The organism is Rhodobacter aestuarii, from assembly GCF_900156655.1.
GTDB lineage: Bacteria > Pseudomonadota > Alphaproteobacteria > Rhodobacterales > Rhodobacteraceae > Rhodobacter > Rhodobacter aestuarii.
Window position 1 is genome coordinate 22,634 of the sequence record NZ_FTOG01000015.1, and the last position, 13,614, is coordinate 36,247.

14 protein-coding genes and 1 pseudogene are annotated in these 13,614 nt (G+C 64.9%); 10 read left to right on the forward strand and 5 right to left on the reverse strand.

The annotated features are described in order from the left end of the window. On the forward strand, nt 1-1,290 hold the full coding sequence (locus tag BW967_RS17095; protein WP_076486315.1) for a 5-methylcytosine restriction system specificity protein McrC: 1,290 nt from the start codon (nt 1-3) through the stop codon (nt 1,288-1,290). Between the two features lie 533 nt (nt 1,291-1,823). After that, nucleotides 1,824-3,086: a site-specific DNA-methyltransferase gene (locus tag BW967_RS17100; RefSeq protein WP_076486316.1), complete on the forward strand. Its 1,263-nt coding sequence runs from the start codon at nt 1,824-1,826 to the stop codon at nt 3,084-3,086. Nucleotides 3,087-3,241: 155 nt separating this feature from the next. Here the strand turns inward: BW967_RS17100 and BW967_RS17105 are convergent, their stop codons facing one another. Further along, the gene (locus BW967_RS17105) at nt 3,242-3,631 is read right to left on the reverse strand and encodes a hypothetical protein (RefSeq protein WP_076486346.1); all 390 of its coding nucleotides are present in this window, start codon (nt 3,629-3,631) and stop codon (nt 3,242-3,244) included. Between the two features lie 267 nt (nt 3,632-3,898). Between BW967_RS17105 and BW967_RS17110 the strand changes: the two genes are divergently transcribed. After that, nucleotides 3,899-4,162, forward strand: coding sequence for a DNA methyltransferase (locus tag BW967_RS17110; protein WP_373455196.1), 264 nt, complete (start codon nt 3,899-3,901; stop codon nt 4,160-4,162). Here BW967_RS17110 and BW967_RS17115 read toward each other — a convergent pair. The 4 genes from BW967_RS17115 to BW967_RS17130 all read right to left on the reverse strand — a co-directional run bounded on the left by BW967_RS17115 (nt 4,140) and on the right by BW967_RS17130 (nt 6,406). Then, the gene (locus BW967_RS17115) at nt 4,140-5,180 is read right to left on the reverse strand and encodes a hypothetical protein (protein WP_139327858.1); all 1,041 of its coding nucleotides are present in this window, start codon (nt 5,178-5,180) and stop codon (nt 4,140-4,142) included. The genes BW967_RS17110 and BW967_RS17115 overlap by 23 nt on opposite strands. 102 nt (nt 5,181-5,282) lie before the next feature. Next, a complete protein-coding gene (locus BW967_RS17120; protein WP_076486318.1) occupies nt 5,283-5,846 on the reverse strand; it encodes a DUF3489 domain-containing protein in 564 nt (187 codons plus the stop codon). Nucleotides 5,847-5,981: 135 nt separating this feature from the next. Beyond that, a complete protein-coding gene (locus BW967_RS17125) occupies nt 5,982-6,203 on the reverse strand; it encodes a hypothetical protein (protein ID WP_076486319.1) in 222 nt (73 codons plus the stop codon). Nucleotides 6,204-6,217: 14 nt separating this feature from the next. Then, nucleotides 6,218-6,406, reverse strand: a complete 189-nt coding sequence (locus BW967_RS17130) for a DUF6900 domain-containing protein (RefSeq protein WP_076486320.1) — start codon at nt 6,404-6,406, stop codon at nt 6,218-6,220. Between the two features lie 123 nt (nt 6,407-6,529). On the opposite strand from BW967_RS17130, the gene BW967_RS17135 reads away from it, so the two are divergent. The 7 genes and pseudogenes from BW967_RS17135 to BW967_RS17165 all read left to right on the forward strand — a co-directional run bounded on the left by BW967_RS17135 (nt 6,530) and on the right by BW967_RS17165 (nt 13,608). Then, on the forward strand, nt 6,530-7,066 hold the full coding sequence (locus tag BW967_RS17135; protein ID WP_076486321.1) for a hypothetical protein: 537 nt from the start codon (nt 6,530-6,532) through the stop codon (nt 7,064-7,066). Further along, a complete protein-coding gene (locus BW967_RS17140; protein ID WP_076486322.1) occupies nt 7,014-9,056 on the forward strand; it encodes a phage terminase large subunit family protein in 2,043 nt (680 codons plus the stop codon). The genes BW967_RS17135 and BW967_RS17140 overlap by 53 nt, the downstream gene beginning before the upstream one ends. Then, nucleotides 9,056-9,271, forward strand: a complete 216-nt coding sequence (locus BW967_RS17145; RefSeq protein WP_076486323.1) for a phage head-tail joining protein — start codon at nt 9,056-9,058, stop codon at nt 9,269-9,271. Before BW967_RS17140 ends, BW967_RS17145 begins: the two co-directional genes overlap by 1 nt. 2 nt (nt 9,272-9,273) lie before the next feature. Beyond that, nucleotides 9,274-10,784 (forward strand): annotated as a pseudogene (locus tag BW967_RS17150) (phage portal protein). Further along, nucleotides 10,784-12,106, forward strand: a complete 1,323-nt coding sequence (locus tag BW967_RS17155; protein WP_076486324.1) for a S49 family peptidase — start codon at nt 10,784-10,786, stop codon at nt 12,104-12,106. Before BW967_RS17150 ends, BW967_RS17155 begins: the two are co-directional and overlap by 1 nt. 73 nt (nt 12,107-12,179) lie before the next feature. Beyond that, nucleotides 12,180-12,560, forward strand: coding sequence for a head decoration protein (locus BW967_RS17160; protein ID WP_076486325.1), 381 nt, complete (start codon nt 12,180-12,182; stop codon nt 12,558-12,560). Between the two features lie 25 nt (nt 12,561-12,585). Beyond that, nucleotides 12,586-13,608: a major capsid protein gene (locus tag BW967_RS17165; protein ID WP_076486326.1), complete on the forward strand. Its 1,023-nt coding sequence runs from the start codon at nt 12,586-12,588 to the stop codon at nt 13,606-13,608. Nucleotides 13,609-13,614 lie beyond the last annotated feature (6 nt).

Here is a 13,614-nt window from a genome sequence, read left to right on the forward strand (position 1 = left end):
ATGCGCCAATGGCAGCGCTTTACAGCTATTGAGTATGCGAAGCCTTCGGCTCTCCACGAGGAAATTGCCAAGCGTGGCGATGTTTCCGCGTCGGCCGCGCGCGAGCTTTTGCTCCGTGCAGGAGACCGTGTACGCGGGATCCTCGGACTTGAGAGTGTTCCGCTATCCATTAATGCCGACCGCTTTCAGTTTCAGAATGTGGCAGGTTTGCTTGTCCTTGCGTCAGGTCTTGAGCTCGAGATTGCGCCGAAATTTCTCGGCAGTGCACCCGGTTGGCGTGAGGACTTCTTCTTTCTAGCCACGCTTTCACACCATGGGCGGCTACTCGACAACGAGGGATTGAAATCATCGGCATCCGCGACTTCAGATCTTGCGACACTGATCGGTCGCTCTCTCATCGAAATGTACTGGAAAAACCAGCGTAGACCACTGCGAACCTATCGCCGTTTGCCCCACAGCGAGTTTGCCATTGAAGGGGATTTTGATCCCGAGGATCTGTCTGTTCCAACGGAGGAAGGCTTTTCGCAATCGGTGACCTCCTTCACCCGCGAAAACCCCTACAATGCTGTAATCAGGGCGGCTGCGGCAGGTCTTGCGCCCATTGTACCCGACGTCGAAACCCGCGTACGTCTTGAGCGTCTTGCGCAACATCTTCCGCATCAGCAAAGGCCATCACGTCTTCAGGATAGGCGAATGCCGAGCCGTTCGCGCGCTTGGCAACCAACATTTGATCTTTCTCTCGACATCCTGCGGGGGCTTGGCGGGGCATATGATCCGAAGAACGCTCTTGCGCCAGGCTACGTCATGCAGACATGGCAAGTTTGGGAGCAGCTCGTTTCGCTATCGCTCCGCAATGCGCTTATGCCCAAGAATGTGCTACTCCAGTCACCAAATAGGCTTGGGACGCGCACGCAGGATGGCGCAGTCAGAGTGCTTAACGTCGTTCCTGACGCTATCGCTACCGTTGCTGATTGTTCTGGGCAACGTCGGATCATCGTAGACGCAAAGTATAAGGGGCACGTAGATCGCTCCGCCACATCGATTTCCAATGCGGACATTTATGAATCTCTGGCCTTCTCTCGCGCGACTGGAATTTCTGAGGTGGTGCTTGTTTATCCAAGGCCGGTCAAGGAGGCGGTTCACTTTAGGGATGAGGTCGGCCACGCTGCCGAATTTTCGAGAGTTGAAGCAGATAGTATTTTGATTAGAGCGGTGGAAGTTGGCGTGCGTGGCATTTCGGGCCGAAGTGGCCTAAAAAATTTTACCGAAGCTCTCCGCCGCGTTTTATGATGCGCGTCTAGTGTTTCAACTGGCGTGTGGCGCGAGTTGTGATCAGAGCAGGCACCTATACGGAGCACCGCGTCACTGCTACTGATTTCCTTGTTATTTTATGCTCTGGGTCTACTGCGCCTGTCAAGAACTACAGGCTCGCCCCCCTCCTCTGGTTCCTCCCCGGCCCTGAACGTATGCGGGGGGGCGCAGCGCGGCGGTTCGCTAGCGTGAGGCATTTTCACCGGGGAAGCCAGGCGGAAGCCACCTTGCGTGCTGATGCCGGAATTCTTGAGTCAGATCAGCGGCTTGCGGAATCACGATCTGGCCGGGGTGGATTCCCGGCGGGAAGCCAGGGAAGCCACCTCCGGGGAAGCCAGGTTGCCAGAAGCCACCGCCGAAAGCCAATTTCTGAGAAGCCGTTGAATCCGCTTCACTTTTCGGATTGACAGATCTGCCCTCCTTGACCTACCCTTGGATCATCGAAGAATTGCGCCCGGAGGATCCCCTCGCGGGCGTTTTTATTTTCTGTCCCCACATCCGAGCCCCCTCCCATGCACCTCGTCTTCGCGCCGAGCCAGGTTGAGTCCTGGCCGATTGCCCGGCTGCGCCCCTATGCCCGCAATGCCAAGATGCACGGCGACGAACAGGTGGCGAAGATCGCCGCCAGCATGGCCAAGTTCGGCTGGACCGTTCCCTGCATGGTGACCGACGACGGCGAGCTAATCGCGGGCCATGGCCGCGTTCTGGCCGCGACAATGCTTGGGCTGACCGAGGTGCCGGTGATCCGGCTCAGCCATCTCGACGAGGCCGAGCGCCGAGCCTACCGGATCGCCGACAACAAGCTGACGGAACTGGGCGAATGGGACGAGGCGATGCTGCGCGACGAGATCGCGGGGCTCTTGGCCGAGGATTTCGACCTGACGCTACTTGGCATCAGCGACGAGGATCTGGACGCCCTGTTGCGGGATCCCGAGGCGCTGGGCGGGGATGGTCCGGTCGAGGGCGAGGACGATGTTCCCGAGGTGCCAGTCACGCCGGTGTCGGTGCCGGGCGATCTCTGGCAGCTAGGTGCGCACCGGCTGATCTGCGGCGACAGCACTGCGGCCTATGTCGTGGGGCGGCTGCTGGGTGATGTGCGCCCCCTGCTGATGGTCACCGACCCGCCCTACGGCGTGGAGTACGATCCCTCCTGGCGCAACCAGGCGGGGGCCGCGAAGACGAAACGCACCGGCAAGGTGCTGAACGACGACCGCGCCGACTGGCGCGAGGCATGGGCTCTGTTCCCCGGTGACGTCGCCTATGTCTGGCATGGGGCGCTGCACGCGGCGACCGTGGCGGAAAGCTTGGCGGCCGCGGGTTTCGCTATCCGGTCGCAGATCATCTGGGCGAAGGACCGGCTGGTCCTCAGCCGCGGCGATTACCACTGGCAGCACGAACCCTGCTGGTATGCGGTGCGCGCGAAGGGCAAGGGCCATTGGGCCGGGGACCGAAAGCAGACCACGCTGTGGCAGATCGCCAACAGGGATCAGGACGCTGACACCGTGCATGGCACGCAGAAGCCGGTGGAATGCATGCGCCGTCCGATCCTGAACAACTCGAGCCCCGGCCAGGTGGTCTACGAGCCCTTCATGGGATCCGGCACCACGCTGATCGCGGCCGAAACGACGGGGCGGGTCTGCTTCGGGGTCGAGTTGAACCCGGCATATGTGGATGTGGCCATCGAACGTTGGCAGTCCTTCAGCGGCCAAGAGGCGATGCTGGCGGAAACCGGCGAGACCTTCGCCGCCCTCAAGGCCAAGCGGCTCGCTGCATGAATGCGCCCCGTTCCGTGGCCGAAGCGCAGTCGGCCGTGTTCCCTGTGCACCTTGAGGCATTCGGCGATCCCGGCGATCTGGAGTTCGCCCCCCGCCAGCTCGGGCTCTTCTAAGGGAACTAGAACGCCAAAGAACGGGGCGCTCTTTTCACGCTATCAGTCCAAGCAGCCAGCACCTCCAGACAGGGTGCAGCCACTACCCGCCGCCCCAGCCTTCGTCCCCACCCCACCCGCGCCAAAGCCGAAGCCAAACCCGCCGCCGTTGAAGTCAAACCCCATGTCCAACCCAAGGTAGGTATCGTTGCCCAGATAGGCCCCGCCCACCGTGCCCCGGAAGGATTGCGTGCCGAACATGTAATCAACGCCCACTGAGCCGACAAAACTGTCGCGCTCGTCATCCGAAAACACCCGCAAGCCAATGCCCGTCTGCGGCTTGCCGCCCCCAAAAGAGAAAGACAGGCCCAGACCCAAGGTAGGGTCGGCCAGTGCAGGAGTGGCAAGGGCAAAGGTGGTGGCGAAAACGGTGGTAATCTTGGTCAAGGACATGGGCGGGATACCTTTGCAACAAAATTCGTTGAAAATGGCTATCCCCCCCCCCCAATCTTTGGTCAACGACAAGGGCGGCAATCCTTGCCATGACAGATCCCATGTTGCATCCGAGCAACGGCACGCGCAACCTGATCTTCCCTGTCCAAACACGCGGGCGAGACCCTCGGCGGCGGCGGCCTGCGCGGGGCCGACGGCACGGTTCACCGCAAGACCGATTCCGGCAACGCGATCCAGAGCCACCGCATCCCAGACAGCGTCTTCCGCATCATGCGCCACAAAGGCGGGCTGGGCGCGGCCGGATCGCACCCGGCCGTGTTCCCGGTGGCGCTGGTCGAGGCGGTGCTGGAGGCCTTCACCGATTCCGGCGACCTGGTGTTCGAGCCCTTCTGCGGCTCCGGCACCCAGCTGATCGCAGCCGAACGCACCGGGCGGCGCTGCTTAGCTGTGGAACTGGACCCGGTCTATTGCGACGTCGCGGTGCGGCGGTGGGAGATGTCGACGGGACTCAAGGCCAGCGTAAGCCGATAGCCTGGCATAGTCTGGAGTATTCGCTTGAGGGCCAGGACGCCGTGATCTCTTTGTCCCTCCGGGCCTGCTTTCGCCCCAGGCTTCCGAGTTTGGCAAACAGGTCCGGCTTTCTGATCGAAGCCTCTTTCATCTCGAGGCGCACCTCTTCGAGCTGGCCGCCAGTGATTCCGGAAGCATAGCAGAGTCTGTCGACCCGGTTCCGATCCTGAAAGGGGGGTGCTGTAAGGGTTTTGAGGCCGAGCGCACCAAGCATATCTAATGCGGCTTGTGGCTCTGTTCCCGCCAGAGAGCGGACGAGCATGTTCCGAGCGATGTCACCCGTCACAACCGATGGCGCATTCAAGTCATCGACCAGACTCTTCAGAAAGTTTGATGCCCCCTCTAACCGATAGACACAGAGCCTGTAGAAATTCTTCTTTTCCGAGCCAAGTTCGAAATTGCGAATTTCGCCACTCCACCGATCTTGTGGATCGCGGAACAGCGTTTCTAGATCTACCCGGAGCTTGGCGATCTTCGACCCACCGCTCCCAAAGCTACGTATCGCTACTTCGAACCAATCGGGGTTGATCTCGATCACCCCCTCCAAATCCTGATCTGAATAGGGTGCCGAAAACACCGAAAGATCGATTTTGCGGACCTGTCCAATAGAACCTTCAACTCTGGCCACGGTCGCGTCAAAATCTTCATCATGCAGAGAAATTCCGTTCAGGTTGTGCCAAAGCAAAACGCTGTCCTGCGCTTTCAGCACAGACAGGACGGCGTTGGAGAACGCCCTTTGCGCCTCCTTTAGCCAGTCAGGAATCCTCCGGGCTTCCACGAAGGACAATACCACCTGTGTGAGTGCATCTTTTGCCTCCTGCGAGAGCACATCCGCATGTTCGCCGAATTCGACGTCATCTCGACCCAACACGTGTACTTTCAAGGGCGCGTCCGTTTTGATCTTCAAGTCCGGAAAGCGCGACGTGAAAGCTGCGAGGTCGGCTGCGGTGAGAATAACATCGGAGTAGTGAACGAACACGAAAGTGATCCTTTTTCTGGCGCTTCGATTGGCACCTGTCAGACTTTGGCCTCGGATCGCAAGCCGCATCGATGCCGATGTTCAGGAATAAGGTCCTCTTTGTCACCGCACGCTCTTATAGACCGTCCCCCTACCCTCGGCCTTTTCGGCGGTGATGGACAGGCCCAGCTTCTTCTTCAGAGCACCCGAGATCGAACCGCGGACGGTATGGGCCAGCCATCCGGTGGCCTCGACCATCTCGGCGATGGACGCGCCCTCGGGACGCTGGAGCATGGCGATGATCTGGGCCTGCTTGGTGCCAGCGCGGATGGCGACGGGTTTCACTGTGCCGGTGTCGCTGGGCGCCTGAAGCGGTTCCGGCTTCGGCTTCGCCTTCCGCGCGCTGGCGACGGCGCTGGCCACCAGCGGCTCGATCCCGATGGCCTCGAGCCCGGCCTCGGTGGCAATCAGCGTGGTGCCGTGGCCTTCACCGGTCTCGCGCCACATCGGTTCGCCGCGCCGCAGGTTGACCTCGACCTCGTCGAGCCAGCCGCGGGCGATCATCTTGCCGACGACCATCTTGGCGGCGGCGCCGACCAAACCCTCGGGCAGCGGCAGGGCGAGGTTCCCCGGCCGGGTCGCGGCACGGGACAGGATCCGGGATTGGGTGTCGGACGGGGTGGTCATCGGGGCCTCCGTGGCTCTGGGCGCGCGCTGTGCGCGCCTTCTACGGACGTTCGCCCGGCTTACGCGGCCCCACTGGGGCCACGGTCCGGGCTCACCCCCGCATCGGACGGGGCGGCCGTCGCGCCGCGTGGCGCGTCAGGCGGCGTGTTCGCCTTCCTTGAAGGCGCTGTCGGTGATCTGGCGCAGCAGGCCCGCGTAGTGCTTGAGCGTGCCCACATGCCCCCAATGGATCTCGTCGGGGTGTGTCTCGAAGTGATCGGCGCTCAGAGCGTTCAGGCGCTCCAGGATGGTGTCGATCTCGGCCTTGGCGGCGATGAAGGCGTCGAGGGCCTTGTCGTTATTGCGGCGGCAGGTCATCGCGCAGCCCCCCCTCAGCGGCGGGCTGCGGCGAGGCCCGCAGCATAGGCTTCTTCAAGGGCGGCGCGCATCGCCCAGACGGCGACCTCGTGGAAATCGAGCCCGTCGCTGTTCTGGGGCTCGAGCGTCTCAATGAAGAAATGGCGCTGCGCGATCTCGAGGAGCAGCGTTTCGGGGGCGTTGTGGGAGGTGGTCTTGGTCATGATCCGGTCTCCGATCCGGGGGTGAGTTCCTGATCTCAGAGTCGCTCTTGCGGAAAGTATAATCAACGAAAACATCGCCCCTTTCCCGTTTATATTCAACGACTTGATCCGAGCAACAGCACCATGAAAGGCATGAGCGAACGCGAGTATGCGGCCCATTCCGGCCTCTCGCGCGGCGGGGTGCAGAAGGCGCGCAAGAACGGGCGGCTGGTGGTCTTTGACGATGGGTCGATCAATGCCGCGGCCTCGGATGTGCGGCGGGCGGAGATGACGGACCCCGACCAGCAGCGCCGGTCGCTTGGTGGCGAAGGGCTGGCCAGCGGCCCCGGCGACACGACTTCGTATATCAAGGCGCGCACGGCGCTCACGGTCTATGCGGCGCAGGAACGTCAGCTGGCCGTCCAGAAGAAGAAGGGCGCGCTGGTCGATCGGGCGCGGGCGGAAACGCTGGTGTTTCGCCTCGCGCGGCAGGAACGCGATGCCTGGGTGACCTGGCCCGGACGGGTGGCGGCGCTGATGGCGGCGCAGATCATGGCGGAGGTGGAACGGCAATCCGGGGCATCGGTGACGATCGAGACCGCGATCCTGCAGAGGGTGCTGGAAGCCCATGTCAGAGAGCAGCTCGACGCCCTCGCCGATCTTCGGGTCTCGCTCGGATGATGACAACGATCTGACAGAGGGTCTCGACCTCGGCTTCGACGGCGCCGAGGATCTGCTCCGGGTCTGGCGGCAGGGGTTGCGCCCTGATCCGAACCTGACGGTGTCGGAATGGGCGGATGCGCATCGCTGGCTTGGCTCGCGCGCCTCGGCCGAGCCGGGGCGGTATCGCACCGCGCGCACGCCCTATCTGCGCGCCATCATGGATGCGCTCTCGCCCGGCCATCCGGCGCAGCGCATCAGCTTCATGAAGGCGGCGCAGGTGGGCGCCACGGAAGCGGGCAACAACTGGATCGGCTTCGTCATCCACCATGCACCGGGGCCGATGCTGGCGGTGTTGCCCACGGTCGAGATGGCAAAGCGGTCCTCGCGCGGCCGGATCGACCCGCTGATCGCGGAAAGCCCGGCGCTGCGGGAACGCGTGAGCCCGGCCCGGTCGCGGGACGCCGGGAACTCGATGCTCTCAAAAGAGTTCCCCGGCGGCATTCTGGTGCTGACCGGCGCGAATTCAGCGACCGGGCTGCGCTCGATGCCCGCGCGCTATGTCTTCCTCGACGAGGTCGACGCCTATCCCGCCTCGGCCGACGAGGAAGGCGACCCAGTCACGCTGGCCGAGGCGCGGACGACCACCTTTTCGCACCGGCGCAAGGTGTTCATGGTCTCGACGCCGACGATCCGGGGGCTGAGCCGGATCGAACGGGAATTCGCGGCATCGGACCAGCGGCGTTACTTCGTGCCCTGCCCGCACTGCGGGGCAATGCAATGGCTGCAGTTCGACCGGCTGCGCTGGGCAAAAGGGAAGCCAGAAACCGCGGCTTATTACTGCGAGGGCTGCGAACGCCCCATCGCCGAGCACCACAAGACCGAGATGCTGGCCAAGGGCGAATGGCGGGCCACCGCCGTGTCCGCGGACCCGAAGGCCATCGGCTTCCACCTCTCGGCGCTCTATTCGCCGCTTGGCTGGAAGACCTGGGCCGATGTCGCGCGGGAATGGCTGGCGGCGCAGGGCTCGGAGGAAATGCTGCGCGCGGCGCGCAACACGCTTCTGGGCGAGACATGGGTCGAGTCGGGCGATGCGCCGGAATGGCAGCGTCTGGCAGATCGGCGCGAGGCCTGGAAGGTGGGCACGGTGCCGATGGCGGGGCTGTTCCTGACCGCCGGGGCCGACGTGCAGAAGGACCGCATCGAGGTCGACATCTGGGCCTGGGGGCGAGGCTTGGAAAGCTGGCTCATCGATCACATCGTGATTCCGGGCGGGCCCGACGATCCCGCCGCATGGGACAAGCTGACGTCCCTGCTCGGCCGGTCGTGGCAGCATGCGAACGGCGCTTTCATGACCGTGGCGCAGTTCGCCATCGACACAGGCTATGAGGCCGCGGCTGTCTATGCCTGGTCGCGCAAGGTGGGCTTCGAACAGGTCGCACCGCTGAAGGGCCTCGAAGGGTTCAACCGCGCCGCACCGGTCTCCGGCCCGACCTTCGTCGATGCGACCATCGGCGGCAAACGCCTGCGCCGGGGCGCGCGGCTATGGTCGGTCGCCACGGCGACCTTCAAGGCGGAGACCTACCGCTTCCTGCGGATCGAGCGACCGTCAGATGATGCGCGCGGCTCGGGCGTCCTCGATGCCCCCGGCACCATCCACCTTCCCGGCTGGGCCGACACCGAATGGCTGAAGCAGCTTGTGGCCGAACAGCTGGTGACCATCCGCAACAAGCGCGGTTATGCCCATCAGGAATGGCAGAAGATGCGCGAGCGGAACGAGGCGCTCGACTGCCGGGTCTATGCCCGCGCCGCGGCGTGGATCCTCGGCGCCGACCGATGGGACGAGGCGACCTGGCGGCGGCTGGAAGCGCAGGCGGGCGTGGAAACGCGCCTGCCGGTGGCCGTGCCCACGGCGACGGAAACGGCGGCATCGGCCGCACCCAAGGCCGGAAACCTGAGCACGCCGCGCCGGAAACGGCGGGCTTACACCCCGAACTTCATGAGGGACTGATGGACCTGGAACGTATGCAGGCCCTGCTGACGGCGCTGCAGGAAGCCCGCTTCGCCGGGCTGCGCAGCGTCAGCTACGACGGCAAGACCGTGACCTATGCCTCGGATGCCGAACTTGCCGCCGCGATCCGGGATCTGGAGGGGCGAATTGCCTCGGCCAGCGGCACGTCTGCCCGCCGTCGTCGCTGGGGCACCATTGCCACGAAGGGGCTTTGACCATGGTGCTCGACGCCTTCCGCGCCCGCCTTGGCTCGATCATCGGTGGGTTTGATGCTGCGCAATCCCACCGCCGCATGCGCGGCTTCCGCGCCACCCGCGCACATGTGAACACCCTGATCGCCGCCTCGGGCGAAACCATCACCGCCAGAGCGCGCTGGCTGGTCCGCAACAACGGCTATGCCGCGAACGCGGTCGATGCCTTCGCGAACCATGTCGTCGGCGACGGCATCAAGCCCTCGTCGAAGGTCGCGGATGCGGCAAAGAAGGAGGAGCAGCAAAAGCTCTGGCTCGCCTGGACGGACGAGGCCGATGCCGAGGGGCTGACCGACTTCTTCGGCCTGCAGCGCCGGGCCGCGCGGGAGGTATTCCTCGCGGGTGAGGTCTTCCTGCGCATTCGTACGCGGCGCGCGGAAGACGGACTGACCGTGCCGCTGCAGCTGCAGATGTTGCCCTCGGAGATGCTGCCGCAGGACATGACCCGCGTGCTGCCTGGGGCGGGATCGATCCGGCAGGGCATCGAATTCGACGGCATCGGCCGCCGCGTGGCCTATCACTTCCTGCGCCGCCATCCGGGCGACAGTACCGATCCCGGGCTGGCCGGAGAAACGGTGCGCGTGCCTGCGTCCGAGGTGATCCACATCCTCGACCCGGTCGAGGCGGGCCAGCTGCGCGGGGTGTCGCGCTTCGCCGCGGCCGTGGTGAAGCTCTTCACCCTCGATCTCTACGACGACGCGGAACTCGAGCGGAAGAAGACCGCGGCGATGTTCGCGATGTTCATCACCTCCCCCGCGCCAGAAACCGCCCTCGATCCGGCCGAGGACGATCTGGAGGTCGAACCCGGTCAGGTGGTGCGGCTGGATCCCGGAGAAGACGTCACCACGCCTTCGACGCCAGATTCCGGCAGCACCTATGAACCCTTCCAGTATCGCACGCTCCTCCAGATCGGCGCGGCGCTGGGCGTGCCCTATGGCTATCTCACCGGCGACACCGCGAAGGGCAACTTCTCGAACACCCGCATCGCCTTGGTCGACTTCCGCCGCCGCATCTCGGCCTTCCAGCATTCGGTGATCGTCTATCAGCTCTGCCGCGCCGTCTGGACGCGCTGGATGGACATGGCGGTGCTGGCGGGGGCTATCGACCTGCCGGGCTATGCCACCGACCGGCGTGCATACCTTGCCTGCGACTGGCTCCCCACGAAGTGGGACTGGATCGATCCGGCCAAAGATGCCGCGGCCGAGATCCTGCAGATCGAGGGGGGCTCAAGTCCCGCACGCAGGCCATCGCCGAGCGCGGCTACGACGCCGAACAGGTCGACCGGGAAATCGCGGCGGAGCGGAAGCGCGAGGCGAAACTGGGCCTCGACTTCCGGCGGCCGGGATCGCCCGCGCAGGCGGCGGGTGGCAGCTCTGCGCCGAGTGATGCCGAAGGTCAGCGGCAGGATCAGCAGGACGACGGAAATCAGGAAGAGGATGGCGAGGACCGGGAACCCCGGCCCGCGGAGGACGCATGATGCACCACACTCAGATCGCGCAGCGCGTCTTCAATACACCGCTGATGGTCGATCCCGCCAAGGCGCTGGCTTTCCTGACCGGGCTGGGGCCCCGGATCACCGGGCGAGACATCCGCATCGAAGGGCTGGAAATCGCCGCCGAAGATCGGGATGCCGCCACCCTGCCCGCCCGGGCCTCGCTCTTTGGCGACGACCTGACCAACCGCCAGGCAAGGAATGGCGGCCAGCCCTTCGCAGTCGTGGATGGGATTGCTGTGATCGAGATCGCAGGCACGCTGGTGCATCGCGGGGCATGGATCGGGCAGTCCTCCGGGCTCACCTCCTACGAGGGCATCGCCGCGCAGCTGCAGGCGGCGCTGGCCGATCCGGCGATCCGCGGCATCGCCCTCGATATCGACAGCTTCGGCGGCGAGGTCGCGGGGGCCTTTGATCTAGCGGATCGGATCCGGGCAGCACGGGCGCAGAAGCCGGTCCACGCCTTCGTCGCCGATCATGCGCTCTCGGCCGCCTATGCGCTGGCCTCCCAGGCCCACCGGATCGTCCTGCCCCGAACCGGCGCTGTCGGCAGCATCGGCGTCGTGGCCATGCACAGCGACATGAGCGGGGCGCTCGACCAGAAGGGGATCGCCGTCACGCTGATCCACGCAGGCGCGCGCAAGGTCGATGCGAACCCCTACCAGCCTCTGCCCGAGGCCGTCCGCGCCCGGATCGCGGGCGAGCTTGAGGACCTGCGTCAGCTCTTCGCCGAAACCGTCGCCGAAGGGCGCGGCAGTCGCCTGGACACCCTACGGGCGCTGGGCACCGAGGCCGCGGTCTTTCGAGGCGAGGCGGCGGTCTTTGCCGGTCTCGCCGATGAGGTGGCCGATCCCGTCACCGCCTTCCGCGCTTTCGCCGCCGCACCCCGCGGCACAGCCACCCTCAAATCCAACCCCAAGGGAAAGGGCCCGATGATGACCACCACCCCTGAAGACGATGCGCAGCCTGCGACTGCGCCTGCTGCCACCACCCCGCCGGAACCGGCCTCGCCCGCGGCGATCACACCGCCACAAACCACGGCGGCCGTCATGTCGCCCGAAACCATCCGTGCCGAGGCGGCCGAGGTCGCACAGGTCTGTGCGCAAGCCGCGCGCCTCGGCATCCAGATTGATGCCGCAGATGCCGTGGCCAAGGGCGTGAAACCCGAAGCCCTGCGCGCCAAATTGCTGGCCGATCTCGCCGCGCGCAGCGATGCCGCGGGCATCATCGCCACCGCCCCGGCCGCGGGCGCCAAGGACAGCCCCATCGTCGCGGCCGCGAAGAAATCGGCCGCTGCCTCGCGCTGATACCGAAGCCGATCTCTTCCGCGCCCGCCCAACCGCGCAGCGCCCCATCCCCCGAAACCGTGGAGACTGAACCATGCCCGTCCTGACGGAACCGCCCAGCATGGGCGACGTCCTCAAATACGAGGTCAACCCGAACTACACCCGCGAAGTGGTGACGCTGCTCGCGGGCATGCCTTATCCCGTCGGCTCGGTGCTGGGCAAAATCACCGCCAGCGGCAAATACAAGCTGGCGACCAGCGGCGGCACCGATGGCGCGCAAACCGCGACGGCCGTCCTTCTCTACGCCGTCGATGCAACTCTCGCCGATGCCACCGGCATTGTCGTTGCCCGCGGCCCCGCCATCGTCTCGCGCGCGGGGCTCGCCTATGACGCCACCGTCGATGATGCCGCAAAGATCACCACCAAGATTGGCCAGCTGGCCGCCGTCGGCATCATCGCCCGCGACGGCGTCTGACCCCCTTCACCCTCGGAGCCCCATCATGACCCTCGTCCGCAATCCCTTCGACGCTGGCGGCTATTCGCTGGCCGAGATGACGCAGGCCATCAACATCCTGCCCAACCTCTACACCCGCCTCGCCCAGATCGGCCTCTTCCGCTTTGAAGGCGTCAGCCAGCGGTCCGTGATCATCGAGCAATACGAGGGCGTCCTCAGCCTTCTGCCCTCCGTCCCCCTCGGCGGCCCCGCCACGGTCGGCACCCGGGAAGGCCGGTCCATGCGCAGCTTTGCCATGCCCTGGATCCCGCATGATGACGTGATCCTGCCCGCCGACATCCAGGGGCAACCTGCGCTCGGCGCCTTCGACGCGGCCGATCCGCTGGTCGAGGTGATGAACCGCAAGCTCTTGCTGATGCGGCGCAAGCATGCCCAGACGCGGGAATACATGGAGATGAACGCGCTGCGCGGCATCGTGAAGGACGGCGCGGGCACCACCCTCTACAACTACTTCACCGAATTCGGCCTGGCGCAGATCTCGGTCGACTTCGTGCTGGGAACGGCAGGCACGAACGTGCAGGGCAAGGTGCGCGAGGTGCTGCGCGCCATTGAGGACAATCTGCTGGGCGAGGCCATGACCTCGGTCCATGCCCTCGTCAGCCGCGAGTTCTTCGACAAGCTGATCGCGCATCCGAAGACGGAAGAGGCCTACAAGTTCTACGCCGCCACCGGCGCCCAGCCGCTACGCGAGGATGTGCGGCGCAACTTCCCTTTCGGCGGGATCCTCTTCGAGGAATATTCCGGCACCGTCACTCTCTCGACCAAAGCCACCGAGCGGCTGGTCCCGGCGAACGAGGGAATCGCCTTCCCCTTGGGCACGATGGACACCTTCACCACTTATGGCGGCCCGGCGAACCTCCTGGAAACCGCCAACACCATCGGCCTGCCGCTTTACGCCCGCCAGCATCTCGACGAGAAGGGCCGCTGGATCGACGTGATGACCGAGGCCTCGATCCTGCCGGTGAACAAGCGGCCCCGCCTCGCCGTCCGGATCCACAGTTCGAACTGAGTTGTC

Excerpts from the sequence above, each read along its gene's own strand:
- BW967_RS17095 (WP_076486315.1), top strand. The coding sequence starts at position 1 with ATGCGCCAATGGCAGCGCTTTACAGCTATTGAGTATGCGAAGCCTTCG.
- BW967_RS17125 (WP_076486319.1), bottom strand. The coding sequence starts at position 6,203 with ATGACCTGCCGCCGCAATAACGACAAGGCCCTCGACGCCTTCATCGCC.
- BW967_RS17140 (WP_076486322.1), top strand. The coding sequence starts at position 7,014 with ATGTCAGAGAGCAGCTCGACGCCCTCGCCGATCTTCGGGTCTCGCTCG.
- BW967_RS17145 (WP_076486323.1), top strand. The coding sequence starts at position 9,056 with ATGGACCTGGAACGTATGCAGGCCCTGCTGACGGCGCTGCAGGAAGCC.
- BW967_RS17105 (WP_076486346.1), bottom strand. The coding sequence starts at position 3,631 with ATGTCCTTGACCAAGATTACCACCGTTTTCGCCACCACCTTTGCCCTT.
- BW967_RS17135 (WP_076486321.1), top strand. The coding sequence starts at position 6,530 with ATGAAAGGCATGAGCGAACGCGAGTATGCGGCCCATTCCGGCCTCTCG.
- BW967_RS17165 (WP_076486326.1), top strand. The coding sequence starts at position 12,586 with ATGACCCTCGTCCGCAATCCCTTCGACGCTGGCGGCTATTCGCTGGCC.
- BW967_RS17100 (WP_076486316.1), top strand. The coding sequence starts at position 1,824 with ATGCACCTCGTCTTCGCGCCGAGCCAGGTTGAGTCCTGGCCGATTGCC.
- BW967_RS17120 (WP_076486318.1), bottom strand. The coding sequence starts at position 5,846 with ATGACCACCCCGTCCGACACCCAATCCCGGATCCTGTCCCGTGCCGCG.
- BW967_RS17155 (WP_076486324.1), top strand. The coding sequence starts at position 10,784 with ATGCACCACACTCAGATCGCGCAGCGCGTCTTCAATACACCGCTGATG.
- BW967_RS17130 (WP_076486320.1), bottom strand. The coding sequence starts at position 6,406 with ATGACCAAGACCACCTCCCACAACGCCCCCGAAACGCTGCTCCTCGAG.
- BW967_RS17160 (WP_076486325.1), top strand. The coding sequence starts at position 12,180 with ATGCCCGTCCTGACGGAACCGCCCAGCATGGGCGACGTCCTCAAATAC.